Consider the following 22,769-nt stretch of genomic DNA (forward strand, 5'->3'; position numbering starts at 1 on the left):
AAAATAGCGGGTAGGCAGCTGCCCGCTATATCTTCCCGATGTTGCGGGCCTGCTTGCGAAACGCTGCAGGAGAGGTGCTGAAGTGGTTCTGAAACGCCTCATAAAAGCTGGAAAGCGACCGGAACCCGGCATCCATTGCGATAGACAAGATCTTCATCTCAGATTCTGCAAGCAACATGCGTGCATGAGAAAGCCGGACACGCGTCAAATGCTCCTTGATCGGCAGACCCACAATACGCTTGAACAAAGTCATCGCGTGGCTTGGCGATAAGCCAACACATTCAGCAACATCAGTGACGGAAATGTCCGAGGTGTGGTTTTCGGAAATGAATCGCAACATCTCTTCCACATGCAACATGGATTTTCCGCGACCAACCACAGTACTGGATTGACGGTAGTCGTGATGTAGCGTGTTCCAGCCATCCAGTGCCAAACGCGTGAAGCGGGATGAAATCTCACTCAGCACCAGTTTGCGCCAGTTGATGTCATCTCTTTTGAACTCGCTCGCCCAATGGCCAAAGCGCACCGCATCAATCGGGCAGGGCACTTTGTTGCAAATCACATCTCCTGAAATGAGCGCATCAGTGATGCGTGTAGGCAAGCCCCATTGCAATATTTGTGCAAAGGAGATGTAGAGATTGACCATATCGCCATCACCGCGCACGTCCACAACGCCGTGTGGCGCAGCACCCCAGAAGCAAATCATGTAGCCTGGATGAACAGTCACATGACTTCCTGAGAAGGAATAATCCATTTCACAGTTAATCAGGAAGTTCACTTCAATAGAGGCGTGATGGTGGTATGGTCTTTTTGAGAATACGTGAGGCTTATGGCGCATTATCAGAAAATTATCTGTCGTTGGTATGACACTCTGATCCAAATATTGGCGATATAAGTCATCACTAATGCTCAATTATACATCCTCCTCTTACGTCAATATTCAAAAAGCCGAATGAATCGATGTTAATACGAGAGTTCGGCTCTCAATATTCTCCCATGTGTATAGTATAGAGAAATACGCAGTTTAAAAGCATCTACAAAGAAAATCGGAATTTATGAATAGAAAGCCGGAGGAAAATGAGCGGCGCGGGTGGCCATGATGGTGTTGGGAGTAATGAAATGGGGGAGGAATTGATGTCTTCTACAAACCTTGTGTCTAAACTTTGCTTAGCAGCAGGCGTAAGTGCCTGCGCTCTAGCGGCAAGTTCAGCACTGGCCGACAAAATGCCGGTTGAGCAGTCCATGTCCACATTGGAATATGATCTGCTGTCTCGCAGTGATTTGTGGACCTATCAGAAACTGGATGGCTATAGCGAAGCCCCGTTCCTGAGCGAACTGGTCAAGGCAGGCAAGTTGCCACCTGTTGGCGAGCGACTGCCGGCAGAGCCGCTGGTTATGTCAACCAAAGCCATGTCAGAAGGCATCGGCGTTTATGGCGGTGTGTTTCGCCATGTCATCGGTGGTCGTCCAGAAGGCTGGAACTGGCTCGCTGGCCAACATCAAGGCTGGGGTGGCATCAACATGGCCATTCAGGAGTGTCTGGTGCGCAACGGCCCGCTCTGGCAAGTGAAGGCAGAGGAACAGTCTGGCCCGCTACCAAACCTTGCCAAAAGCTGGGAATGGAGCGACGACAAAACCGAGCTGACCATGCATTTGGTTGAAGGCATCAAATGGTCTGATGGCGATCCCTTTGATACCGAAGACATCCGCTTCTGGTGGGAAGACAATGTTCAGGATGAGAACATTGCATCTCGCCTGCCAAAAGGTGGTCTTGGTGATGGCACAAAGCTTGAAGTGATTGATAATTACACATTCAAGTTCATTTTCGCTAAGGCACAAGGGCCTGAAATCCTGAAATCCTTGGCATATATCCAAGGCTGCCCCGGTCCGGCACACACACTGAAAGCCAAACATCCTAAAGTACAATAAGGATGCAAGTTACGAAGACTACCGCAATGCAATGCCAGCAGATGCGGTTCCACCAGTTGTCCTCGGAGGCTGGGTGCCAGTGCGCCATAAAGCCGATGAACTGGTGATTTTGCGCCGCAATCCATATTATTGGAAAACAGATGAAGCCGGCAATCAGCTGCCATATCTGAACGAGATGCACTTCAAACTGTCCACTTGGTCAGACCGCACCACGCAAGCTGTCGCCGGGACGGCTGACTTCTCCAACATGGAGAACCCGGGCAACTTCGTGGAAGCGCTCAAGCAAACACTCTCCGCAGATGCGCCGGTGAAAGCCAACTTTGGCCCGCGCGTTCTGTCATGGCGTCTGGAATTGAACTTCTCGGAAACAAACGGTGTTCAGGACGAAGTGGATGCTGAACTTCGCAAGTTCTTCCGGCAAAAGGACTTCCGCGTCGCTCTCAGCCATGCGCTTGACCGTCAGGCGATCGGCCAATCAGTGGCTCGCGGACCGTTCATGTACCCATATTCTGGCGGCTTCTCCAGCGGATCGCCGTATTATGATTACGACAGCACGGTCTACTATCCGTACGACTTGGTAAAAGCCAACGCCATGCTGGATGCTTTGGGCATCAAAGACACTGATGGCAACGGCATTCGCAATATGCCGGGCACAGGGGCTGATCTGGAAATCGACATGATGACAGATCGCAGGCAGGTCACTGAGAAAAAACAAGCAGATGCCATCATTCTGATGCTGGCAGAAGCAGGCATTCGTGTGCTGATCCGCAACGTGGATACAATTGATACTGCGTCGAAGAACGGCGACTTCAACATGTTGATCCGCCGGAAAGAATGGGCGCTTCCAACACGCGAAACCTGTTTCCACCTCCCAATCGCGAACAGCTGTCCTGACCGGCATCTTCCAGGTTCAGATGGTACGCGAAACCTGATGGATTTTGAGGTCGAGATGGTCGAGGCCTATCAGACCATTCTGTCCACATGGGATGCGGTTGAAGCAGCTGAAGCAGCCAAAACCATCCAACGTCTGTGGACTGAAAATGCCTATACCATTGGCACCGTTCAGGCTCCTGCTGCGCTTCTCGTCAACAAACGCATCAGGAACGCGCATCCGGGCACACCCGTCAACATGTTCGAGTGGGCAGAAGATGGTGTCGTGCGTGAGCGTCTTTGGACACCAAAAGATCAGCAGTTGAAAGAACTCCTCCCAGGAACGATCGCTGAGTACTAAGGCAGGCAAGGCGGGTCAATTCTGGCCCGCCTTCCAACACAATAAGCAATAAATGCTCAATAGCTGGGAGGGCTAGATAAATGGGCTTGTTACGCTTTTTGGCGCAACGTGCAGCTGCAACACTGGTCTTGTTGATTGGGATCTCCATAGTTTCCTTCGCGATCATACAAGCCGTTCCGGGCGATTATGTTGATATGTGGATGTCGACAACAGCCGCCCAAACCGGACAATCGCGTGCAGTTTTGGAACCTCAGGCAGAAATGCTACGCACACAGCTAGGGTTAGATCAGCCCGTTGTCGTGCAATATTGGCGATGGATTGTTGGCATCGTCACCGCTGGCGATTTCGGAGACTCGTTCTTCTTCTCCAAGCCGGTTACAGAAGTCATCGGCCTGCGTCTGCCACGCACACTCGCTCTGGCCTTCACTGCAATGGTGCTGGCTCAATTCATTGGCGGTGCTCTTGGTGTTTACGCAGCCATGAACCAGTACAAACTCGGTGACACCATTTCGACAATCGTTGCCTTCCTCGGCATTGTTATTCCGAAATTCGTTATCTCGCTGATCATCCTGTATTATCTGGCCTTCGTCTGGCATTCTCCTTACATCGGAGCACTGCAATCACCTGAGTATTTGCTGCAAGACTACTGGTCGCTCGATAAGCTCTGGGATTTCTTCAAACACGTCTGGCCAATCTTGCTCATCTCCATCTGGGCCGGGCAGGCCTATACCTTGCGTATGATGCGCGGCAACCTGCTGGATGTGATGAAATCTCAATACATCGAAACAGCTCGCGCCAAAGGCCTGTCTCGCAGCCGCATCATTCTGGTGCATGCCATTCCAAATGCTCTGCACCCTGTCATCATGAACATCGGCAGTCGCTTTGAGTACATGGTCAAAGGTGAGATTGAGATCGCGATCGTACTAGGCGTTCCAACCATTGGCCCGCTGATCCTCTCCTCAGTTGCCGAGCGCGATATGTATGTGGTTGCTGCGATCTTCATGCTGGTCGCCACCATCATGGTTGTCGGAAATCTGGTTGCCGACCTGCTGCTCGCTCTCATCGACCCGCGTGTCCGCCAAGCTGCAATGGAAGGAAATGCGTGATGACCCAGATCGACACTGACGCAATCGAACACGGCAGCGTAGACGCGCAGCAACTGGCAGAAGACCGCCCCTCCATTTCTTACTGGGGGCTCGTGGTTCGCCGCTTTGTGCGAAACAAGTACGGCATGGTTGGCTTTGTCGCCTGTATGCTGATCTTTCTGACCGCAATCTTTGCTGGCTTCATCGCTCCATACGGAGCGCAAACAGCAAATCGGGCGGCATTATACTCGCCCCCACAAGCTCTGCATATATTCACCCCGGATGGCAGCCTAACGACACCGTATGTCACGGGTTTCAAAGAAGAAATGAACATGCAGACCTTTGAGATCACGTTTGTACCTGATCTTGATAAAATCTCGCATGTCGCCCTATTCGTGGAAGGAGAGCCCTGGCAGTTTCTGGGTCTCACGTTCACAACGCATCTGTTTGGCACAACAGATGGCAGCAAGTTCCATATCCTCGGCACCGATAATCTGGGTCGTGACGTCTACTCACGCATGATCTTTGGCACACGCATAACATTGCTCATGGCACTCATGGTGATGGGGGCTGCCTGCGTGATCGGGATTATCCTTGGGGTGAGTTCCGGGTATTTCGGCGGCCTGTATGATCTCATTGTTCAGAGAATGGTCGAGTTCATCAAGGCCTTCCCGGACCTCCCACTTTATCTGGCATTGGTCGCCTTGTTGCCACGCCGTGCGGAGCCGGTGACGATCTTTATCATGTTCGCCTGCATCCTCGTCTTGCTCAGATGGGCAGATCTCTGCCGCGAGCTGCGCGGGAAGGTCTTCTCCATGCGCAATCTGGAATATGTCCGCGCAGCAGAAGCTGTTGGCGCCTCAAGCAGCCGCATTATCAGTGCGCATATCGTCCCTAACACATCCTCACACATCATTGTCTGGGCAACGTATCAGCTGCCGGAGATCATTCTATTGGAGAGTTTTCTGTCGTTCCTGGGCGTGGGCATTCAGCAGCCGATGGTCTCCTGGGGCAGCATGCTCAACCAGATCCTCGACTTCCAGTCATTCAGCGCCGCACCGTGGATGATGGCGCCAGTCGCAATGATCATCGTTTCTGTACTCGCCTTCAACGCTGCTGGCGATGGCCTTCGTGATGCAATGGATCCCTACAGCAATGCCTAGTATCGACCAATCACAACACAAAGACCTGCTCACCATCCGCGATGTGGCCGTCACCTTCAAAACGGTGACCGGAACTGTGGAAGCAGTGAAAGGGGTGAGTTACGCGGTGGCAAAAGGCGAAACCCTGGCCATTGTTGGAGAGTCCGGTTCCGGCAAATCGGTCACCGCCCGCGCAATCATGGGAATGCTCGCCGAAAACGCAACGCTGGCCAACAGCTCGCAGATCCGCTTTGAGGATCGTGACCTGACGGCCATGAGTGAGCTGGAGCTGCAAAAGATCCGCGGCAACCGCATCTCCATGATTTTCCAGGAGCCTCTGACAAGCCTCAATCCGGTGTATCGGATTGGAGACCAGATCATTGAGATGATTCGCTCACACCGCAAGATCTCCAAGGCAGACGCTAAAAAAGAAACGCTCCGGCTGTTGGCAGAGGTGAAGATCCCAGACCCTGAAGCCAGATTCAGCCAGTATCCGCATCAGCTTTCCGGTGGTCAGCGCCAGCGTGTCATGATCGCGATGGCACTGGCAAATGAACCTGACCTGCTCATTGCGGATGAGCCAACCACAGCGCTGGACGTAACCGTCCAGGCCGAAATCCTCAAGCTCATGCGAGAGCTGCAAGAACGTCACCGAATGGCGATCATTCTCATCACACATGATCTGAATGTGGTGCGGCAGGTGAGTGACCGTGTCTGTGTGATGCGCGCAGGAAAGATTGTTGAAACCGGAAGCACAAAAGAGGTCTTCGAGACACCATCTCATCCATACACCCGGCACTTGATTGAAAGTGAACCGTCCGGTGTGCCAGATAAACTGGAGGAGGGCCTTTACGAGCTGTTGGATGCAGATAAGGTCCGTGTCACGTTCACCTCAAAACATGGTGGCTTGTTCAGACGCAAAACCAAAGAGTTGGTGGCGGTCAACGATATCTCCCTCAACATCAGGTCTGGCGAAACGCTTGGTATCGTTGGAGAGTCCGGCTCCGGAAAATCCACATTGGGCATGTCTATTCTGCAGCTTTTGAAAGCAGATTCAGGAGCAATCACCTTTGATGGAAACCGGATCGATAATCTCACCAGAAAAGAATTGAAGCCTCTAAGGACTGACCTGCAGGTTGTTTTTCAAGACCCGTTCTCCTCGCTTAATCCTCGCATGGTTGTAGGCGAGATTGTGGGTGAGGGGCTCAAGGTCAACGGCATTGGTGGAAGCCATAAAGAACGGCAGGCCATGGTGGCTGATGCGCTGGACGCTGTGCAGATGCCACGCAGCACTATGGATCGCTTTCCTCATGAGTTCTCAGGTGGGCAGCGTCAGAGGATCGCGATCGCACGCTCCATCGTTTTAAAGCCGAAGTTCATTTTACTGGATGAGCCAACGTCTGCTTTGGACCTCTCCATTCAGGCACAGATCATCGAGCTGCTGAAAGATCTACGAGAGAAACTGAAGTTGAGTTATCTCTTCATCAGTCATGATTTGAAGGTAGTCAAAACACTCTGTCACAACGTCATGGTCATGCAGCACGGAAACGTTGTCGAAGCTGGCAACACGCTGGACGTTCTGCATCGACCTCAGACCGAATACACACAACGGCTCGTCTCTGCTGCTTATTTGTAAGTGATTAGGATGGCGGCGATAGCCGTCGCCATCACGCTTTAATGTGCTGTTTTCAGCCTTCTCAGGGCGTACCAGAGCACACCAACCACCAGCGGAACAGACGCGGCCATACCAACAGCCGGATCAAGTGGGGAGCCAACGGCCTTCGCGCCTTTCAAAGCGTAACCGATCAGGCTGATGACGTAGTAAGAGATCACCGGCTTTGAAGTCGGTGACCAACGTCGCGCGTCCTTCAATGATTTGGGAAACACTCAAGCTCGCAAGGTCAAATTTTTCAGACAGATCGCCAGCCTCCGGCTCAGTTGCGACTTTTATCGTTAGCTGAACAGCTGCAATCAACTCCCCAGGAGGATCAATCAGGCCCTTGGTAAAGAGAGTTATATCTTGTGTGTGGAAGCTAGAAGGAAGAGGCCGTTCCACGGCATAGGTAGAAAACTCGCTGTGTTGCTCCCAACGTAAAGAATAATCTTCGAAAGTCTGATGGAGATAGTGCTCTGAGGCCCTTGATGCCGGGTTTATTTCCTCTGATGTAAACCTAAGCAGAGCTTGCTGTTCTGCTTGCTTCTTATCTTGGTCGACCATGAAGGCGTATTGCAGAATTTGCCATTCACCGTGCATGGGGACGAAGGGACGCGCATGAACTTCCGCAAGAATGGCTTGGCGTAGTGGATGTTCCGGAAGTTGCTGCACAGCGCATGCCTCTACCAACATATCGTCAACCTTACCCAAAGTGTGCCCCTCTTGGTCTTCAAACCAGAAAGGCCAAGTGTGAAGCAGACAACTCTGCTGATCTACATAAAAATACGTATTGCGCTGGATTGTCGCAGCGGAAGCTTGGGCCATTGCAATCAAGAAGAAAAATAACTCGAATTCTTCCTGTTCAGCATATCGAACCCTAAGAATTGTAAAGTACACACTGCGCCCGAAACATCACCTTTTGAGGATTTGAAATGAAAACGCCACTTGTTGCGCTCCTGCTGGCCTGTTCCGCATCCTATGCTTGGGCAGAGACTGATTTTCCTCAAAAAAACAACAGATGGTTTGAGGCCGCAGAGGCGGAAATTGAGAGCAAACTTGCTCAGCAGCCAATCACGAAACCGGCCAAAAACATCATTTTGATGATTGCGGATGGCAACGGAATTTCGACAAACTATGCAACGCGGATATTCCAAGGCCAACAGAATGGATTGCTGGGTGAAGAAAATGTGTTGCCACAAGAAACATTTCCTCACAGCGCCTTGGTCAAAACCTACAATGTAAATGCGCAAACACCAGACTCCGCAGGCACCGGAACAGCATTCCATTCAGGCGTGAAGACCAAAGCTGGTGTCCTCGGGGTGGATGAAACATTGAATGTTGGCGACTGCTCAGCCGTTGAAAGCGCTAGTATCGCGAGCATTGCAGAAGTGATGGCCGCAGAAGGCAAGGCGGTCGGCATCATCTCAACGGCAAGCCTCACGGATGCAACACCAGCCTCAGCCTATGCCCACGTCGCCAGTCGCAGGTTCGAAGACGACTCCGATCTACCTGAGGGGTGCGATGTACCAGACATCGCTGCACAGCTGATTGAGCAGATCAAGAATGGCACTATTGATGTCGCCTTTGGGGGCGGGCAACGTCATATGCTGCCTGAAAGCAGAAAAACCATCGAGGGCACCGCTGGCAATCGCAAAGATGGGCGCAACCTGATCGAAGAAGCCAAGGCGCTTGGCGTGTCTTACGCTTGGAATGAGGCCTCCTTCAATAACCTTGATCCCTCTGCTGACAAGCTTGTTCTTGGTGTTTTTGCAGCGGGTCATATGCAGTATGAGTATGATAGAAAAGACCAACCCTCCTTGGCTGATATGGTGAAATGGACCATTGAAGCACTTCAAGATAATGAAAACGGTTATTATCTCACGGTTGAAGGCGGTCGTGTCGATCACGCCAATCACGCCGGAAACCTCTATCGCGCCCTGACTGACGGTGTTGCGTTTGCGGAAGCTGTCGCCGTGGCCAAAGAGATGACAAGCGATCAGGACACCCTGATCATCGTCACTGCAGATCACGCCCACACCCTGTCGTTCAACGGCTATTGCGGACGTGGTACGCCGATCAACGGGCTGTGCATGGCTATCGACAACAACGGCGTCAAACACACCGATAAAATGCACCTGATGCTGGATGGAAAACCATATTCTGTCGCCAGTTATTTGAACGGTCCGGGCTCAATCCTGACCGAAGAAAACAACTGGTTCGGTACCCGTTCAGTGCTGTCACAGGAAGAGGCAACAGATCCTGATTTCAAACAACAATCCTTGCTTCCAACCCCGTCAGAAACGCATTCAGGAGAGGATGTTGCTGTCTATGCAAGAGGTCCATGGGCACACCTGTTTGACGGCACAGTTGAGCAAAATTACATCTTCAATGTCATGAACTACGCAGCAAGTGCGAAAGAGCGCTAATTTGGTACAGTGGCCTCGCTGTGATGCTTGTTTGTATCATGCGTGCAGCGAGCCACGACCTTGCCCAAAGGCCTTGCAATTTTATCGGGGGTTCAGACCAGTTTTGCCTCGAAATGCACACTGACCTGACGTAGGTTTCGGGCTCATTTGATAACTGTGAGTTCCGATGATTGAGTTTGAAGAGAATTTGGAAGCAGCGCTGAAAGCGCATGATCAGAGTGACGATGCCAGCCACGACCTCTACCATGCGCGCCGCGTAAAACTGGCAGCGCTGGACATCGCTCAGCGTCGCGGTGAGGGCGATGAGGAAGTGCTGATCGCAGCTGCCTACTTGCATGATCTGGTCAATGTTCCCAAGAATTCACCGGACCGTGCAAAGGCTTCCAAACTGTCAGCCGATGCCGCTGAACCAATCCTGATTGAGCTGGGAGTTTCGGCAGCAAAAATCGAGAAGATCAAGCATGCCATTGAAGCACATAGCTTTTCAGCTGAAATCGAGCCGCAAACGATTGAGGCCAAGATCCTGCAGGACGCGGATCGCCTGGAATCCCTCGGCGCAATCGGCATTGCCCGCACCTTCTATATCGCCAAAACCATGAACTCCAACCTGTTCCATGGTGGCGATCTTTTCGCCAGGGACCGCGACCTCGACGACAAGACATTCGGCGTCGATCATTTCGCGCTCAAACTGCTCAAACTGCACAAAACCATGCAGACCAAGGAAGGCCGTGAAGTCGCGCGCGAACGCACCGACTACATGATCGGCTTCCTGAAGCAGCTGGCCGCAGAAACGGGCTTTACCTATCCGGAAGGCGATGACCTCTGGATCGAAGAGGAAGCGCCGAAAGTTGCGTCTTGAGAACTCAGTCCTGATAGGATTTGAGAGCTGGGAATGTGATGTCTGGATCCTGGATGGTCTGCTCAAACGGGCCGTCCGGGTGCAACATCGTCTTCAGCAGATTTGCTCCCAGCAAAGCACCGGCCTGCCGAATATCCTCGCTGATATTGTCGATCTGTGGATCAATCTGATGCAGCGTTTGTGAACTTGATTTCACAACTGCATCAAAATCCCGCCCACGCTCTTTACCTGCCTGCCGATACCCGTTCGCAATCGCGAGGAAAGAGGTCTCACCGGGGCAGATAAATCCATCCGGTGCATCGCTGGTTCCAGCAATCGTCTGTGCCCATTCAAAGATCTCCGGCATATCTGAATCAAGATTGATGCCCTCAGGAATGTAGCACTGCAAACCTTCTTGCCGAATAGCCCGCATATACCCGTAATTCAGATGTTGATAGAACGTGAAATGGTTGGGCGGTAGAATAACGCAAATTCTGCGCCGTCCTTTTTGCATCAACCGCAAAACAGATTCGTAGGCGAATTTCTCGTTGTCATAATCCACATATGAGTGTTGATAGCCGAATTCAGTGCGTCCATGTGTGGTGAACGGAAAGCTGCGCTCCCTCAAAAAACGCACCCGCTCATCAAAAGGCCTCGTCCGCGAAAAGATGATTCCGTCAGCCAGCTTGTTGCGAACAATGTATTCAACAGGCTCAATCGGATCACCGCCAAGGAACTGTGGTGTCACATTAAGATGGTAGTCCGTACCAGCCAATGCATGAGCCACACCTGTGATCAGCGAGTTCCCAAACCCCAGAATCTCGTTATGGGGGTCAAGAATCAGTGAGATTACTTTAGTCTTTCCGGTGCGTAATCTTTGTGCCGCGCGGTCCGGAACATAGCCGATTTCTTCAGCAACTTTACTTACGCGCAGCCGGGTTGCCTGTGCAATCTTTTCATCACCTTGAAGTGCTCGCGAGACAGTTGTCACCGCAAGGCCGGTGATCTCCGCAATCGTCTTCTGCGTAGGTTTCGAGGTGGTATGAGTGGAGGAATTTGGCGGTTTTTGTGTCGACATGTGAAGCCAGTTACCTCCCGTAAATCAGTTAGATCTTCGTTATAACGATACAACAAAATAGGTGAGTATCATTTGATACAAAAAAGATCATTCAAGTCAATGGGTTCACTTTTTGCATTGACAGATCCGATATTTGTAACGTTATAAGTACTATGTTAGTCGTATTTTTGTGTAGAAATTTTAAGTTGTGATCGGGAGGCAACACATGCACAAACTACTAGTAAAAACCACATCGGCTCTGGCTCTGTTGGCAGCAACAGCTGCTCCATCTTTGGCAGCAGACGTGGAAGTCCTGCATTGGTGGACAGCAGGCGGCGAGGCAGCTGCACTTAACGTTCTTAAGCAGGATCTGGAAACTCAGGGCATTGGCTGGGCAGATATGCCTGTAGCTGGTGGCGGCGGCGAAAGCGCAATGACTGTTTTGCGTGCACGCGTAACCGCTGGTAACGCACCAACAGCCGTTCAGATGCTTGGGTTCGACATTCAGGACTGGGCAAAAGAAGGCGCTCTGGCAGACCTCAACGCTGTTGCAGCTAAAGAAGGCTGGGATGAAGTTGTACCTGCTGCGCTTCAGCGCTTTGCAAAGTACGATGGCAAGTGGATTGCTGCGCCGGTAAACGTACACTCCACCAACTGGGTATGGGCAAACAAAGCAGTGTTGGACGCAAACGGCATTGCAACTCCAACCACTTGGGAAGAGTTCACCGCAGCACTTGATAAGCTGAAAGCAGCAGGCGTAACGCCGCTGGCACACGGCGGTCAGGCTTGGCAGGATGCAACTCTGTTTGATGCAATCGTCATGGCCACCGGTGGCGCAGACTTCTATAAAGCTGCATTCATCGATCTGGACGAAGAAGCTCTTGGTTCTGACACCATGAAGGAAGCGTTTGATCGCATGTCTGTTCTGCGCGCAAACGTAGACGACAACTTCTCTGGTCGTGACTGGAACCTTGCAACTGCAATGGTCATCAACGGTGAAGCTGGCTTCCAGATGATGGGTGACTGGGCAAAAGGTGAGTTCCTCGGTGCTGGCAAAAAGCCAGGCGAAGACTTCCTCTGCTTCCGTTTCCCAGGCACTCAGGACAAGGTAACCTTCAACGCTGACCAGTTCGCTATGTTCGATCAGGGCGGTGAAGTGTCTAAAGAGCAGGCAGCTCTTGCAAGCGCAATCCTGTCTCCTGCCTTCCAGTCTGCCTTCAACGTGGTGAAGGGCTCCGTTCCTGCACGCACCGATGTTTCCGACGAAGCGTTTGATGCATGTGCAAAACAGGGCATGAAAGATCTGGCTGCAGCTGCTGCAAGCGGCAACCTTTACGGTTCCATGGCACACGGCCACTCTGCACCAGCATCTGTTAAAAACGCCATTTATGACGTTGTAACAGCACACTTTAACGGTGAGTACGATTCCGCTACCGCTGTTGAAGAGCTGGTAGACGCTGTCTCCATCGCTAAGTAATTTTAAGTGGGGCCGACGATGTGTTGGCCCCATTTTTCCCAAAACAACATAAAATCTGGGGGCAGGGATCATGGTCGACCAGACCAACTCATCCGTTGCCATGGCCGCTGACTATGCGATGCCAACGGCAGTAAAACCGGACCTGCGGACAAGACTCCAAAATCTCATTCCCAAACTGGTGTTATCACCCTCGTTGGCTTTGATCTTGGTCTTTGTCTATGGATTTATCATTTTCTCCGTATACCTTTCCTTCACAGGAAGCCGTATTCTGCCAGTCTATGACTGGGTCGGGCTGGAGAACTATGAAAAGCTGTTCCGGCTACGGCATTGGTCCATTGCCATCAAAAACCTTGGCATTTTTGCAGGTCTGTATATCGCAATCTGTACAGCCATTGGTTTGAGTCTTGCGATTTTTCTGGACCAGAAGATCCGCGGCGAAGGCTTTTTGCGTCCAATCTTCCTGTATCCGATGGCGCTTAGCTTCATCGTAACGGGAACGGCATGGAAGTGGTTTCTCGATCCGGGCATCGGCCTTGAACACACAATGCATTTGTGGGGCTGGGAGAGCTTTGAGTTCAATTGGATCAAGGACCGTAACTTCGCCATCTACACGGTTGTGATTGCAGCTGTCTGGCAAACAAGTGGCTTCGTTATGGCCATGTTCCTGGCCGGACTGCGTGGCATCGACAACGAAATCCTGAAGGCCGCTCAAATTGACGGGGCATCCAACTGGAACATGTATCGCCGGATCATTATCCCGCAACTGCGTCCAGCCTTCCTGTCAGCGTTCGTGATCTTGTCTCACCTTGCGATTAAGTCCTACGACCTTGTCGTGGCATTGACGGGCGGTGGACCGGGTAGAGCGACGGAAGTACCGGCAACCTTCATGTATTCCTACACCTTTACCCGCAACCAGATGGGCATCGGCGCCAGCTCCGCTGTTATCATGCTCATGACCATCGCTGCGATTATGGTGCCTTACCTTTATGCCGAACTGCGGGAGAAAAAATAATGTCCGTAGCCTCGACAGATAATGCCATAAGCACAGGGCGCATCACCCGCGCATTCATTTACCTGATGCTGATCCTGTTCGCGACATTCTACCTGTTGCCGTTTGGCATTATGGTACTCAACTCCGTTAAGCCTCTTTCAGAGATCACTGGCGGAAATATGATGTCACTGCCTCAGGTCTTTACGCTGGAGCCCTGGTTTAAAGCCTGGAACAGCGCACAGATTGGCGTAGAGCCAACAGGTCTGAAGCCGTACTTCTGGAACTCCCTCAAAATGGTGTTCCCGGCAGTCACGATTTCAACCGTTCTGGGTGCTTTGAATGGTTATGTGCTGACCAAGTGGCGCTTTAAGGGTGATACCATCCTGTTCGGTCTGATGTTGTTTGCCTGCTTCATTCCATTCCAGATCGTTTTGATCCCAATGGCACGTGTGCTTGGCTTCCTCGGTATCGCAGGGTCAACACCGGGTCTGGTGCTGGTACATGTGGTTTACGGCCTCGGCTTCACCACTCTGTATTTCAGGAACTACTATCAGGTGTTCCCGACAGAGCTGATCCGCGCAGCTCAGATTGATGGGGCAGGGTTCTTCCGCATCTTCTGGCGCATCATGCTGCCAAGTTCCGGTCCAATCATTGTTGTCTCTGTCATCTGGCAGTTCACCAACATCTGGAACGACTTCCTGTTCGGTGCCTCGTTTGCTGATCTGGATAGCCAGCCAATGACGGTTGCGCTGAACAACCTCGTCAGTTCGTCAACGGGCGTCAAAGAATATAACGTTCATTTTGCCGGAGCGATCCTCGCCGCATTGCCGACACTGCTCGTGTACATCGTGGCTGGCCGCTACTTCGTAAGAGGCCTGATGGCCGGATCGGTGAAGGGATAAGACCTATGAGCTTTCTGAAAATCAACAATGCGACCAAGTCTTACGGCTCAACCAAGGTGCTTCACAACATCGATATCGACGTGCAGGAAGGGGAATTCCTCGTGCTCGTCGGGCCGTCCGGTTGCGGAAAATCCACTCTGCTCAACATGATTGCTGGTCTGGAGGATATCACCTCCGGCACCATCGCCATCAAAGGGCAGACCATGAACGGGGTTCACCCGTCCAAGCGTAACATCGCAATGGTGTTCCAGTCCTATGCTTTGTACCCGAACATGACGGTCGGTCAAAACATCACGTTCGGTCTGGAAATGCATGGTGTTGCCAAGCCTGCGCGCGAAAAGGCAATGAGTGACGTTGCCGAGATGCTGCAGATCAAACCGCTGTTGGATCGCAAGCCGGGCCAGCTCTCCGGCGGTCAGCGCCAGCGTGTGGCCATGGGCCGTGCATTGGTGCGTGATCCGGATGTGTTCCTGTTTGATGAGCCGCTCTCCAACCTTGATGCGAAACTGCGCGTTGATATGCGCACAGAGATCAAGAAGCTGCACCAAAAGCTTGGAACAACCATTGTTTACGTGACCCACGATCAGATTGAGGCAATGACGCTGTCCACGCGCATTGCTGTCATGAACGGTGGGTACGTGCAGCAGTTGGGCACGCCAAAAGAGATCTATGACAACCCGGCAAACCTGTTTGTCGCCAGCTTCATGGGCTCTCCAAGCATGAACCTTGTTCCAGCTAAGGTTGTTGCTAGTGGTGATGGCATCTTCGCGCAGCTTCCGACGGGCCTCAGTGATCAGGTGAACCTTAAGTTCTCCAATCCGACCGAAGCTCTGAAAAGCTTTGATCAGAAGGAAATCGTGCTGGGCATCCGTCCAGAAGCGATCACCGACCCTGAAGGGGCTGACCGCAAGGCAAACCACATCGAACAGATTACAAATCGCGTCATCGTAACGGAGCCAGCTGGTTCTGATACCTACGTGATGTCATCTCTCGGCGGCAAAGACTGCAATGCACGCATGCGTGCGGATGCGCAGGTCGTTGCCGGACAGGACGTGCCATTCGCGATCAATATGGACAAAGCCATCCCGTTTGATCCTTCCTCAGAATTGCGCATCGCGTAAATCTCAGGAATGCAGAATTTTGAAAGCCGGGGTGGAAACACTCCGGCTTTTTTGCATCAGCGTTCCAGCTCTGCAATCTTCTCATCCATCAGAGCGTGCCATTCAGGCTGGGTGACCTCAACAATCTCATAGTTCCCCATGGCGACACTGCAAAAGATCACGTCCACCGGTAGATCCCGCAGGTTGCGCAGTGAAGTGGCGAGCTCTTGCTTGTTGCCGCCATCACTGGACATGATCAGTGTTTTGAAACAACCATTGTCCAGATAGATCGTGTCACCGGTAAACAGATAATTCTTGCCAGTGGGTGAGGGGTAATAGAAGCAAAGGTTGTTGTCCGTATGCCCCGGAGTGTAAATCGCCTGAAATCCGTCAGAGTCCACAAATGGCCCTGAACCCCTTAAAAGTAAATCTGGCTGGACATCACCACTAAAGAACTTCTGAATGTTTTCCTGTCCGATCAGCGTTGCACCAAGAACGAACTTCAGCTCGCTCAAACCCTCAGTGATCTCGTGATTATGTGTGAGGTAATGCTCATCGATCCCTCCAAGCTCGCGTAATTGCGCCGCCTCACTCAAGTTTTCAAAGGCTGAGATAAGGATGTTTCGATCTGGTGTTTTCAGAAAATATGCATGCGAGAGCAGTGTTCCAAACCGCTTTTCCATTGGGACTTGCCACAGGTCCGCATAAATCTTGTTCATCTGCCATTCCTTATTGGGTCTTGATTACTGCCATGATCTCTTCTAATTCCTCAAGTAATGTTGAGGTCAAGGCGAAAAATAAAGGAATGACAATGGTCTCCTTGCAAGGACTAACCGTCGGGCAGGTCGCAGAACGCAGTGGCATCGCAGTCTCTGCCGTTCACTTCTATGAAGAAAAGGGGCTCATCAGCTCCTGGCGCAACAATGCAAACCACAGAAGATACTCCGCCGCGGTCCTGCGGAAGATAGCCGTAATCAAGGCCGCGCAAAAGCTGGGCGTGTCTCTAAAGGAAATCAAAGCGGCCATGGATCAACTGCCCAACGAGAAGAAGATCTCAGCAGCAGATTGGGCCAAACTCTCCACGTGGTGGCAACGGGATCTGGACAACCGCATTGCAGAGCTTCAGGACCTGAGAGCGGGCCTTAACGAATGCATCGGCTGCGGTTGTCTCTCCCTGACCGATTGTCATCTCCTTAATCCTGAAGACAAACTCAGCAGTGATGGAGCAGGGGCCCACTTGCTTGGGTGGCGTCGAAAAATGTCCGCAGAAGAACACTGACTCAGCGGCATCAATCACATGCAGTCATGACCTGAAACTGATTCAGAACTTTAACTGCACGCAATTACAGCAGAGCAGTTCCCACACTCATCCCACCACAGACAAACAGCGTTTGTCCGGTGATGAAGCTGGACTTCGGGTCCGCAAAGAATAGGAAGGCATTGGTGATGTCTTCTACCGTGCCAATGCGCCCAACAGGAATGCCATCTGCCAGTTTCTGCTCTTGCTCACTGCCCTTGGGAATGATGCCCCAGAAGTTATCTGTTTTCACCGGACCAGGCGCCACCACATTCACCGTAATCTGATGCTGCGCCAACTCCAGCGCCCACGTCCGCGCCATCCCGATCATACCAGCCTTGGATGCACTGTAGGCCGTTCGTGTCTTCGCTCCCAAAGCAGCACGGGAACCGTTAAACAACACCCGTCCGAACTGCTTCGCCTTCATGCTTGGCAAAAAGGCTTTGAGCAGCGTCAGCGCTGATCCCAGATGAAGTTGGGCAAGTCCGGCAATATCCTCAGCCTCGGCATCCTCAATCAGGTTGGGGAAGATAAGCCCCGCATTGTGAATGAGATGCGTCACCTCATGCTCAGTCGCAATCGCCTCAGCAGCAGCGCTCACTTGCGCCTGATCCAGCAAGTCCGTCTGATGGAAATGCAGTTTGGGATGCGTAAACTCCGGTTCCCGGCGAGAAAGGCAAATGACCGTGTAACCAGCCTCCAGCATTTCCTTGGCAAGCGCAGCCCCAATGCCCTTGTTGCCGCCTGTAATAACTGCTGTGAATTTACCAGACATCAACGGCCTCCCTTCGGCACCAGCGCCAGAACGCGCAAAGGGCTGCCTGTTCCATTTTTGATCTTCAATGGTGCACATAAGATCATAGCTCCCGTGGCAGGCAACTGATCCAGATTGCACATACACTGCAAGCCATACTTGCCAGCTCCGTGCAGATAAAAATGCGCCGGATAGGGCGGCGTATAGTGCACACCTTGGCCCGCATCCGTCCCCACAGTTTCCGTCCCAAACCCGCGAATACCGCGTTCCTCAATCAGAAACCGAATTGCATCCGGTGTCGGTCCGGGTGAATGTGGCCCATCATCGCGCATATTCAGATAAGCCGCACCACGGCGCTTGCTCCAGTCCGTGCGCATAAACACCCAGCTGTCTGCTGGAATTCGCCCATGTTCAGCTTCCCACCCGGCGATGATCTCTGGTGTCAGCTCAAAGTTTTCATCCTGCGCAGACCCTTCAGAACAATCAATCACCACCACTGGCCCAACAAAGTGCTCAGGGGGAATGGAGTCCACCGTGTTATTGGGCAAATCCTTGCCGGAAATCCAATGGATCGGCGCATCAAAATGCGTACCTGTGTGTTCAGAGCAGGTGAATGTGTTCCACTTCCATGCCGGACCGCGATGGTCATAGGCGGAGATCTCTTCCATGCGAAAGCGTGCGCACTGCCCAAACTCGGGTGGCAGCACGATCACGGGAAAATCCGGATCAAGCGTATGCGTCAGGTCCACCACTTCCACATCACCGGAAAGCAGAGCAGAGCTCAGCAGCTCAACCGGGTTCACCAGTTTTTCTTTCAAGGCTTCCATGCTCAAAGCGCCTCCAGACTTGTCATTTCTTTTTCAAGCACCTTCGGGCTCTCCATGAACTTGCGGCGGATGTCCTTGGCAATGTCGCCCACATACACATCCTCCAGTCCCGCTTGCAGCGCCTTCACCAGCTCCCTTGCCAGCGTCGAAGCTGGCACCTTGGGAGGAGGCAGTGGCTGATGCCATTCATCCTCGGTCGGTCCGCAATAAACATTCACCACCCGCACACCAGAGGATGCCATCTCCGCCCGCAAACACTGTGAGAGCGAATGCGCTGCTGCATTGGAAGCTGAGAAGCTGCCAAAGCCGGGGTTGCTCACCAACGAATAGGCGGAGAGCATATTCACCCACGCCACAGCACTGTTCACTCCATCCGCACTGCGTCCGGCCATGGCAGGGGCAAAGGCCTGCGCAAGCCGCATCATGCCGAAATAGTTGACCTGCATCTCATCCATAGCAAAGCCCACATCACCACGGCCCTGAATACCACCGGGCCGCACAAAGCGGGCATTGTTGATCAAAATATCGACCTTGCCACCAAACTCGCCGGCAAGCTCCTGAACAGAGGAAGTGTCAGTCACATCTAAAGAAACCAGTTCAACACCTTGAAGAGACTCAAGTTTGGCGCGATCAGGGTAGGGACGCCAACTCTCAGCCTCTCCAACAAACACCGCAGAAGCTCCAGCCTCCAGCAGGCTCTTTGCCAGCGCATGGGCATTCGGATTGCGTGCATCTGTGATCAGAACGCGTCGGAACTTCGGATCACACGTCAATTCACGAAGCTGCATATCATCCTCCTGCAACTGGGCTCTTTCCATGGGCAACGCCAGCAAAACGCTCTGTCCGGATTTATCGAGCCGGTTGATCAGCTGCACCTCATCCCCCACTGCTACCTCACTGTGAAGGTGACACATAACGGAGGGGCCAATCTCAAGATGCACCGTCCCAAGCCGCCATGGTGTCCGCTCACGGAAATAAGTGTTCGTGCTCGTGCGTACAGTTGACGTCGCAATCAGCTTTCCGCGCGAAGACACATCCTGCCAAACGAGCCGATCAGACAGACAACAACTGCAAGCATCCCGCGCAGGGTATTGAACAGACCTACAATCCGGCTCTGCGCAGACCTGCAGCATAAATCGCCCCTCAGCGGCAGCTGCGGCCATAAATAGTGCAGAACGGCTACGATAATGAGAAGGCAATGTGGGTACGCGGGTGCGTACCTGCGGGTTCTTTTTGGGTGGTTTTTGAAGCGGTGTGACCATCAACGCGCCCCTTCCAAAATCGCCGCACTGGTGCACACGCCGCGGTCGTAGTTGATCACCCCAAAGCCGGAAACCAAAGCCCGCTTGGCATCCGCCACCTGCGTTGCCCCAGCCGTGCCCGTCACCTGCCGGATGGCCTCAGCAAGTCCAATAAACCCACCAGCAGCCCCAGCCTGACCAGCAGACAGTTGCCCGCCGGAGGTGTTGTGCGGGAAGTCTCCGGAAACCGTTAGGTCCTTATCTGCAATAAACCGAGCTGCTTCGCCTTTCGCGCAAAAGCCCAGGTCCTCCAGCTGCATCATCACGATGACCGGATAATCATCATAGGTCTGCAACAGATCCACGCTCTCTGGCCCATGCCCGGCCATGCCGTAAAGCTCGTCAATATCCATCTCCCAGCCACCACGCATCTGGATTGGGTCTTCAGCAAAAGCATTGTGCCGCTCAATGGTCGCGCTGATATGCGCATGCGGAATCCCAGAGGCGACCGCATCTTCTTCGCGCATCACCAGAAACGCTTCAGCGCCAGCCACAGGCATCACGCAGTCAAACAGGGTAATTGGATCACTGATCTCACGTCCCGCCAGATAAGCCTCCATGCTAAGTGGCTTCTTCATGACCGCGTTCTCATTACGCAACGCATTGTCCCGCTGAGAAACGCAGATCCGGCCAAAATCTTCGCGGCCCACGCCAAACTCACGCATGTAATAGTCAGTCAACAGCGCAAAACAGGCATTCGGCCCGCCAGCGCCATAAGGGTAAGAGGCATCCTGCGCAAACCGTGAAAAGCTGGAAAGCATGCGCCGGAAACTGTCCACGTGGTTGGTGTCCCCCGCCACGCACGCCACCACAGAGGCATCCCCGCATTGCACCGCCCGCGCAGCCCGGCGTAGCGCGCTTGGGCCACTGGCGCCGCCCTGCGGAATATGATCCAGCCAACGCGGAACCAGCCCCAGATGCTGGGTCAGGCCAACAGCCGTATCAGGAAACAGCGAGAAACTGGCGACAGAAAAACCATCAATATCGCGCGGTGTAAGACCGGCAGATTTGATCGATTGCCGCAGCGCTTTGGCAATCCACCAATGCGCGGTCTCTGTTGAATAACGTTCATAGGGCGTGCTGGCAGGTGCTGCCACGACAACCCCGTCATACCCCATGCGTTTGCGTGGCTTGATCATGAAACCAACTGCCTCCGCTTCAGGTGGATGGTGTCGAATGCCTCTGATGTTTCAAGCAGTTCAAGTGCCATCTGCTTTTGGGCCACCCGCTGGATCTTCTGCGTGCCGGTCAGTTTTAGCGAGCTGCAAAATGCGATGTAGCCAGGCACCTTGTAGTAGGCCATGCGTTCCAACCCCCAGCGCACAATCGCTTCTGCGGCGTCCTTCGTTTGCTCGCCGCGCCAGACGATAGAGGCAAACACCTCATCCCCGCGAATGGCGTCTGGTACCGGACAAACAGCAACCGCCTCAATATCCGGGTGTTGCATCAAAACGGATTCCACATCCACTGCGGCAATGTTCTCGCCGCTGCGCCGGATCACGTTCTTCTTGCGGTCCACGAAGAAGAAGTCACCATCCTCATCCCGCCGAACAATATCGCCCGTATGAAACCAGTTGGCTTTCCATGCCTCATTGGTCGCTGCTTCGTCCTTGAAGTAATGGGAGAAGAACCCGACACGCGGATCATCGCCCTTGCGCCGTACCAGCAATTCTCCGGGCTCGGTTCCTGTAACAGGCACACCGTCATCACCCATGATGCACACATCCATCTCAGGTCCGGGCTTACCAAGGCAGTTCATGCCGCGCTTACGAGGTTCCTGGTTGGCCGCAATCACAGATCCTGCACCGGTTTCCGTCATGGCCCACGCTTCCACCAGAGGAATTCCAAAGCGCTCCTCAAACGGAACATGCAACTTGGCATCAATACCCGCCCCAAAGCCAAAGCGAACAGAATGGGCTTTGTCTTCCAGCGCTTCTGGTAGGCTCATCAGGATCGATGGCATAACGCCCAGATAATGCAGGCAGGTTGCACCACTATCCCGCACATTCTGCCACCAGGAACGCGGGTGGAAGCGGTCCAGAACTGTCAGGCACCCGCCAACAGCAATCATCGCCATGGCAGAATATGCCATCGCATTCATATGGAAGATGGGCAGGGGAGTAATCATCCGCTCGCCATCCTCATACAGCGCACACGTGCCGCCTGCATTGGCGTACCAATGCCCCGCTTCCAGAAAGTAGCGGTTAGCCAGCACACAGCCTTTCGGGCTCCCGGTGGTGCCAGAGGTGTAGAGCATCGCCGCAGGGTCTTCTTGCGCAGGCGAATAGATCTCATCTGAAGGCGTGCGCACAACGGGCAGGGCATCATCCAGTGTGGCACAGGCAAAGCCTTGCCCGCTGTCACGCGCTGCCTGTTCCATATCTGCTTTGCGCTCACGTGTTGAGATCGCTAGAACAGGCTCTGCATGTCTGCCGATGTATTCAAGCTCAGAGCTTTGCAAGTCAGGATTGATCGGAACAATCACCACACCAAGCGCATTCAGGGACAACCAGTGCAGAAAGAAGGCGGGACGATTTTCAAGCAGAACCAGAACACGGTCTCCAGCTTGAAGGCCAGCTTGCCGATAGCGCGCCACCGCACCCTGCGCCTGAACCAATGCTTCTGCGTAGAAGGTCTCTCCAGCCTCAATGCTGTAAAGCTCGGCAGTCTCAGGCAACGCATTCACAAACGGACGATCTGGCCACTTTTCAGCAGTGGCGCAAAATGCATCGAAAACAGATTTATGCTCAATCATTCA

At 52.9% G+C, this 22,769-nt stretch carries 22 protein-coding genes; 12 read left to right on the forward strand and 10 right to left on the reverse strand.

Features of this window, described 5'->3' with window-relative positions; genetic code table 11:
* Positions 1–25: 25 nt before the first annotated feature.
* On the reverse strand, positions 26–727 hold the full coding sequence (locus PsAD26_RS14005; protein WP_208985690.1) for a helix-turn-helix domain-containing protein: 702 nt from the start codon (positions 725–727) through the stop codon (positions 26–28).
* Positions 728–1,134: 407 nt separating this feature from the next.
* Here PsAD26_RS14005 and PsAD26_RS30350 point away from each other — a divergent pair, with 407 nt between their 5' ends.
* From PsAD26_RS30350 to PsAD26_RS14025, 5 genes are all read left to right on the forward strand, one after another.
* A complete protein-coding gene (locus PsAD26_RS30350; protein WP_208985691.1) occupies positions 1,135–1,929 on the forward strand; it encodes an ABC transporter substrate-binding protein in 795 nt (264 codons plus the stop codon).
* 31 nt (positions 1,930–1,960) lie between these two features.
* A complete protein-coding gene (locus PsAD26_RS29975) occupies positions 1,961–3,160 on the forward strand; it encodes an ABC transporter substrate-binding protein (RefSeq protein WP_208985692.1) in 1,200 nt (399 codons plus the stop codon).
* Positions 3,161–3,240: 80 nt separating this feature from the next.
* Positions 3,241–4,266, forward strand: a complete 1,026-nt coding sequence (locus PsAD26_RS14015; protein WP_063310934.1) for an ABC transporter permease — start codon at positions 3,241–3,243, stop codon at positions 4,264–4,266.
* Positions 4,266–5,408 (forward strand): ABC transporter permease, encoded by a 1,143-nt coding sequence (locus tag PsAD26_RS14020; protein ID WP_063310935.1) that lies wholly within the window; start codon positions 4,266–4,268, stop codon positions 5,406–5,408. Before PsAD26_RS14015 ends, PsAD26_RS14020 begins: the two co-directional genes overlap by 1 nt.
* Complete coding sequence (locus tag PsAD26_RS14025; RefSeq protein WP_063310936.1) at positions 5,401–7,023, forward strand: ABC transporter ATP-binding protein; 1,623 nt, start codon at positions 5,401–5,403, stop codon at positions 7,021–7,023. Before PsAD26_RS14020 ends, PsAD26_RS14025 begins: the two co-directional genes overlap by 8 nt.
* Positions 7,024–7,061: 38 nt before the next feature.
* On the opposite strand, the gene PsAD26_RS29980 is transcribed toward PsAD26_RS14025, so the two are convergent.
* Together PsAD26_RS29980 and PsAD26_RS14030 are read right to left on the reverse strand one after the other, a co-directional pair.
* Positions 7,062–7,220 (reverse strand): DUF3422 family protein, encoded by a 159-nt coding sequence (locus PsAD26_RS29980; protein ID WP_244278228.1) that lies wholly within the window; start codon positions 7,218–7,220, stop codon positions 7,062–7,064.
* Positions 7,147–7,938, reverse strand: coding sequence for a DUF3422 family protein (locus PsAD26_RS14030; RefSeq protein WP_063310937.1), 792 nt, complete (start codon positions 7,936–7,938; stop codon positions 7,147–7,149). The genes PsAD26_RS29980 and PsAD26_RS14030 overlap by 74 nt, the downstream gene beginning before the upstream one ends.
* 35 nt (positions 7,939–7,973) lie before the next feature.
* Between PsAD26_RS14030 and PsAD26_RS14035 the strand changes: the two genes are divergently transcribed.
* Together PsAD26_RS14035 and PsAD26_RS14040 are read left to right on the forward strand one after the other, a co-directional pair.
* Positions 7,974–9,467, forward strand: a complete 1,494-nt coding sequence (locus PsAD26_RS14035; RefSeq protein WP_063310938.1) for an alkaline phosphatase — start codon at positions 7,974–7,976, stop codon at positions 9,465–9,467.
* 166 nt (positions 9,468–9,633) lie between these two features.
* On the forward strand, positions 9,634–10,326 hold the full coding sequence (locus tag PsAD26_RS14040; RefSeq protein WP_063310939.1) for an HD domain-containing protein: 693 nt from the start codon (positions 9,634–9,636) through the stop codon (positions 10,324–10,326).
* A gap of 4 nt (positions 10,327–10,330) precedes the next feature.
* Here PsAD26_RS14040 and PsAD26_RS14045 read toward each other — a convergent pair whose 3' ends face one another.
* The gene (locus PsAD26_RS14045) at positions 10,331–11,383 is read right to left on the reverse strand and encodes a LacI family transcriptional regulator (protein WP_063288510.1); all 1,053 of its coding nucleotides are present in this window, start codon (positions 11,381–11,383) and stop codon (positions 10,331–10,333) included.
* Positions 11,384–11,588: 205 nt separating this feature from the next.
* On the opposite strand from PsAD26_RS14045, the gene PsAD26_RS14050 reads away from it, so the two are divergent.
* The 4 genes from PsAD26_RS14050 to ugpC all read left to right on the forward strand — a co-directional run bounded on the left by PsAD26_RS14050 (position 11,589) and on the right by ugpC (position 15,853).
* Positions 11,589–12,839 carry an ABC transporter substrate-binding protein gene (locus PsAD26_RS14050; protein WP_063310940.1) on the forward strand — a complete coding sequence of 417 codons (1,251 nt, stop codon included), beginning with the start codon at positions 11,589–11,591 and terminating at the stop codon, positions 12,837–12,839.
* Between the two features lie 100 nt (positions 12,840–12,939).
* On the forward strand, positions 12,940–13,851 hold the full coding sequence (locus PsAD26_RS14055) for a sugar ABC transporter permease (RefSeq protein ID WP_208860403.1): 912 nt from the start codon (positions 12,940–12,942) through the stop codon (positions 13,849–13,851).
* Positions 13,851–14,732 (forward strand): carbohydrate ABC transporter permease, encoded by an 882-nt coding sequence (locus PsAD26_RS14060; RefSeq protein WP_057465290.1) that lies wholly within the window; start codon positions 13,851–13,853, stop codon positions 14,730–14,732. The genes PsAD26_RS14055 and PsAD26_RS14060 overlap by 1 nt, the downstream gene beginning before the upstream one ends.
* A gap of 5 nt (positions 14,733–14,737) precedes the next feature.
* Positions 14,738–15,853 carry a sn-glycerol-3-phosphate ABC transporter ATP-binding protein UgpC gene (gene ugpC / locus PsAD26_RS14065; RefSeq protein ID WP_063310941.1) on the forward strand — a complete coding sequence of 372 codons (1,116 nt, stop codon included), beginning with the start codon at positions 14,738–14,740 and terminating at the stop codon, positions 15,851–15,853.
* 56 nt (positions 15,854–15,909) lie between these two features.
* On the opposite strand, the gene PsAD26_RS14070 is transcribed toward ugpC, so the two are convergent.
* Positions 15,910–16,551 carry an MBL fold metallo-hydrolase gene (locus PsAD26_RS14070; protein ID WP_063310942.1) on the reverse strand — a complete coding sequence of 214 codons (642 nt, stop codon included), beginning with the start codon at positions 16,549–16,551 and terminating at the stop codon, positions 15,910–15,912.
* 92 nt (positions 16,552–16,643) lie between these two features.
* Here PsAD26_RS14070 and soxR point away from each other — a divergent pair, with 92 nt between their 5' ends.
* Entirely contained in the window at positions 16,644–17,111 is a 468-nt protein-coding gene (soxR, locus tag PsAD26_RS14075; RefSeq protein ID WP_084403682.1) for a redox-sensitive transcriptional activator SoxR, read from the forward strand.
* A gap of 64 nt (positions 17,112–17,175) precedes the next feature.
* On the opposite strand, the gene PsAD26_RS14080 is transcribed toward soxR, so the two are convergent.
* The 5 genes from PsAD26_RS14080 to PsAD26_RS14100 are packed head-to-tail and all read right to left on the reverse strand — an operon-like array spanning position 17,176 to position 22,766.
* The gene (locus PsAD26_RS14080) at positions 17,176–17,904 is read right to left on the reverse strand and encodes an SDR family oxidoreductase (protein ID WP_063310944.1); all 729 of its coding nucleotides are present in this window, start codon (positions 17,902–17,904) and stop codon (positions 17,176–17,178) included.
* Positions 17,904–18,710, reverse strand: coding sequence for a cyclase family protein (locus PsAD26_RS14085; protein ID WP_063310945.1), 807 nt, complete (start codon positions 18,708–18,710; stop codon positions 17,904–17,906). Before PsAD26_RS14085 ends, PsAD26_RS14080 begins: the two co-directional genes overlap by 1 nt.
* 2 nt (positions 18,711–18,712) lie before the next feature.
* Positions 18,713–19,972, reverse strand: a complete 1,260-nt coding sequence (locus PsAD26_RS14090) for an SDR family NAD(P)-dependent oxidoreductase (protein WP_063310946.1) — start codon at positions 19,970–19,972, stop codon at positions 18,713–18,715.
* Positions 19,972–21,150, reverse strand: a complete 1,179-nt coding sequence (locus PsAD26_RS14095) for a thiolase family protein (protein ID WP_063310947.1) — start codon at positions 21,148–21,150, stop codon at positions 19,972–19,974. Before PsAD26_RS14095 ends, PsAD26_RS14090 begins: the two co-directional genes overlap by 1 nt.
* A complete protein-coding gene (locus PsAD26_RS14100; protein WP_063310948.1) occupies positions 21,147–22,766 on the reverse strand; it encodes an AMP-binding protein in 1,620 nt (539 codons plus the stop codon). The genes PsAD26_RS14095 and PsAD26_RS14100 overlap by 4 nt, the downstream gene beginning before the upstream one ends.
* Positions 22,767–22,769: the final 3 nt, after the last annotated feature.

This window comes from Pseudovibrio sp. Ad26 (genome assembly GCF_001623285.1).
Classification (GTDB): Bacteria; Pseudomonadota; Alphaproteobacteria; order Rhizobiales; family Stappiaceae; genus Pseudovibrio; species Pseudovibrio ascidiaceicola.

Coding starts and splice junctions, on each gene's coding strand:
- PsAD26_RS30350 (WP_208985691.1), top strand. CDS start 1,135: ATGTCTTCTACAAACCTTGTGTCTAAACTTTGCTTAGCAGCAGGCGTA.
- PsAD26_RS29975 (WP_208985692.1), top strand. CDS start 1,961: ATGCCAGCAGATGCGGTTCCACCAGTTGTCCTCGGAGGCTGGGTGCCA.
- PsAD26_RS14015 (WP_063310934.1), top strand. CDS start 3,241: ATGGGCTTGTTACGCTTTTTGGCGCAACGTGCAGCTGCAACACTGGTC.
- PsAD26_RS14020 (WP_063310935.1), top strand. CDS start 4,266: ATGACCCAGATCGACACTGACGCAATCGAACACGGCAGCGTAGACGCG.
- PsAD26_RS14025 (WP_063310936.1), top strand. CDS start 5,401: ATGCCTAGTATCGACCAATCACAACACAAAGACCTGCTCACCATCCGC.
- PsAD26_RS14035 (WP_063310938.1), top strand. CDS start 7,974: ATGAAAACGCCACTTGTTGCGCTCCTGCTGGCCTGTTCCGCATCCTAT.
- PsAD26_RS14040 (WP_063310939.1), top strand. CDS start 9,634: ATGATTGAGTTTGAAGAGAATTTGGAAGCAGCGCTGAAAGCGCATGAT.
- PsAD26_RS14045 (WP_063288510.1), bottom strand. CDS start 11,383: ATGTCGACACAAAAACCGCCAAATTCCTCCACTCATACCACCTCGAAA.
- PsAD26_RS14050 (WP_063310940.1), top strand. CDS start 11,589: ATGCACAAACTACTAGTAAAAACCACATCGGCTCTGGCTCTGTTGGCA.
- PsAD26_RS14055 (WP_208860403.1), top strand. CDS start 12,940: ATGGCCGCTGACTATGCGATGCCAACGGCAGTAAAACCGGACCTGCGG.
- PsAD26_RS14060 (WP_057465290.1), top strand. CDS start 13,851: ATGTCCGTAGCCTCGACAGATAATGCCATAAGCACAGGGCGCATCACC.
- ugpC (WP_063310941.1), top strand. CDS start 14,738: ATGAGCTTTCTGAAAATCAACAATGCGACCAAGTCTTACGGCTCAACC.
- PsAD26_RS14070 (WP_063310942.1), bottom strand. CDS start 16,551: ATGAACAAGATTTATGCGGACCTGTGGCAAGTCCCAATGGAAAAGCGG.
- soxR (WP_084403682.1), top strand. CDS start 16,644: ATGGTCTCCTTGCAAGGACTAACCGTCGGGCAGGTCGCAGAACGCAGT.
- PsAD26_RS14080 (WP_063310944.1), bottom strand. CDS start 17,904: ATGTCTGGTAAATTCACAGCAGTTATTACAGGCGGCAACAAGGGCATT.
- PsAD26_RS14085 (WP_063310945.1), bottom strand. CDS start 18,710: ATGGAAGCCTTGAAAGAAAAACTGGTGAACCCGGTTGAGCTGCTGAGC.
- PsAD26_RS14090 (WP_063310946.1), bottom strand. CDS start 19,972: ATGGTCACACCGCTTCAAAAACCACCCAAAAAGAACCCGCAGGTACGC.
- PsAD26_RS14095 (WP_063310947.1), bottom strand. CDS start 21,150: ATGATCAAGCCACGCAAACGCATGGGGTATGACGGGGTTGTCGTGGCA.
- PsAD26_RS14100 (WP_063310948.1), bottom strand. CDS start 22,766: ATGATTGAGCATAAATCTGTTTTCGATGCATTTTGCGCCACTGCTGAA.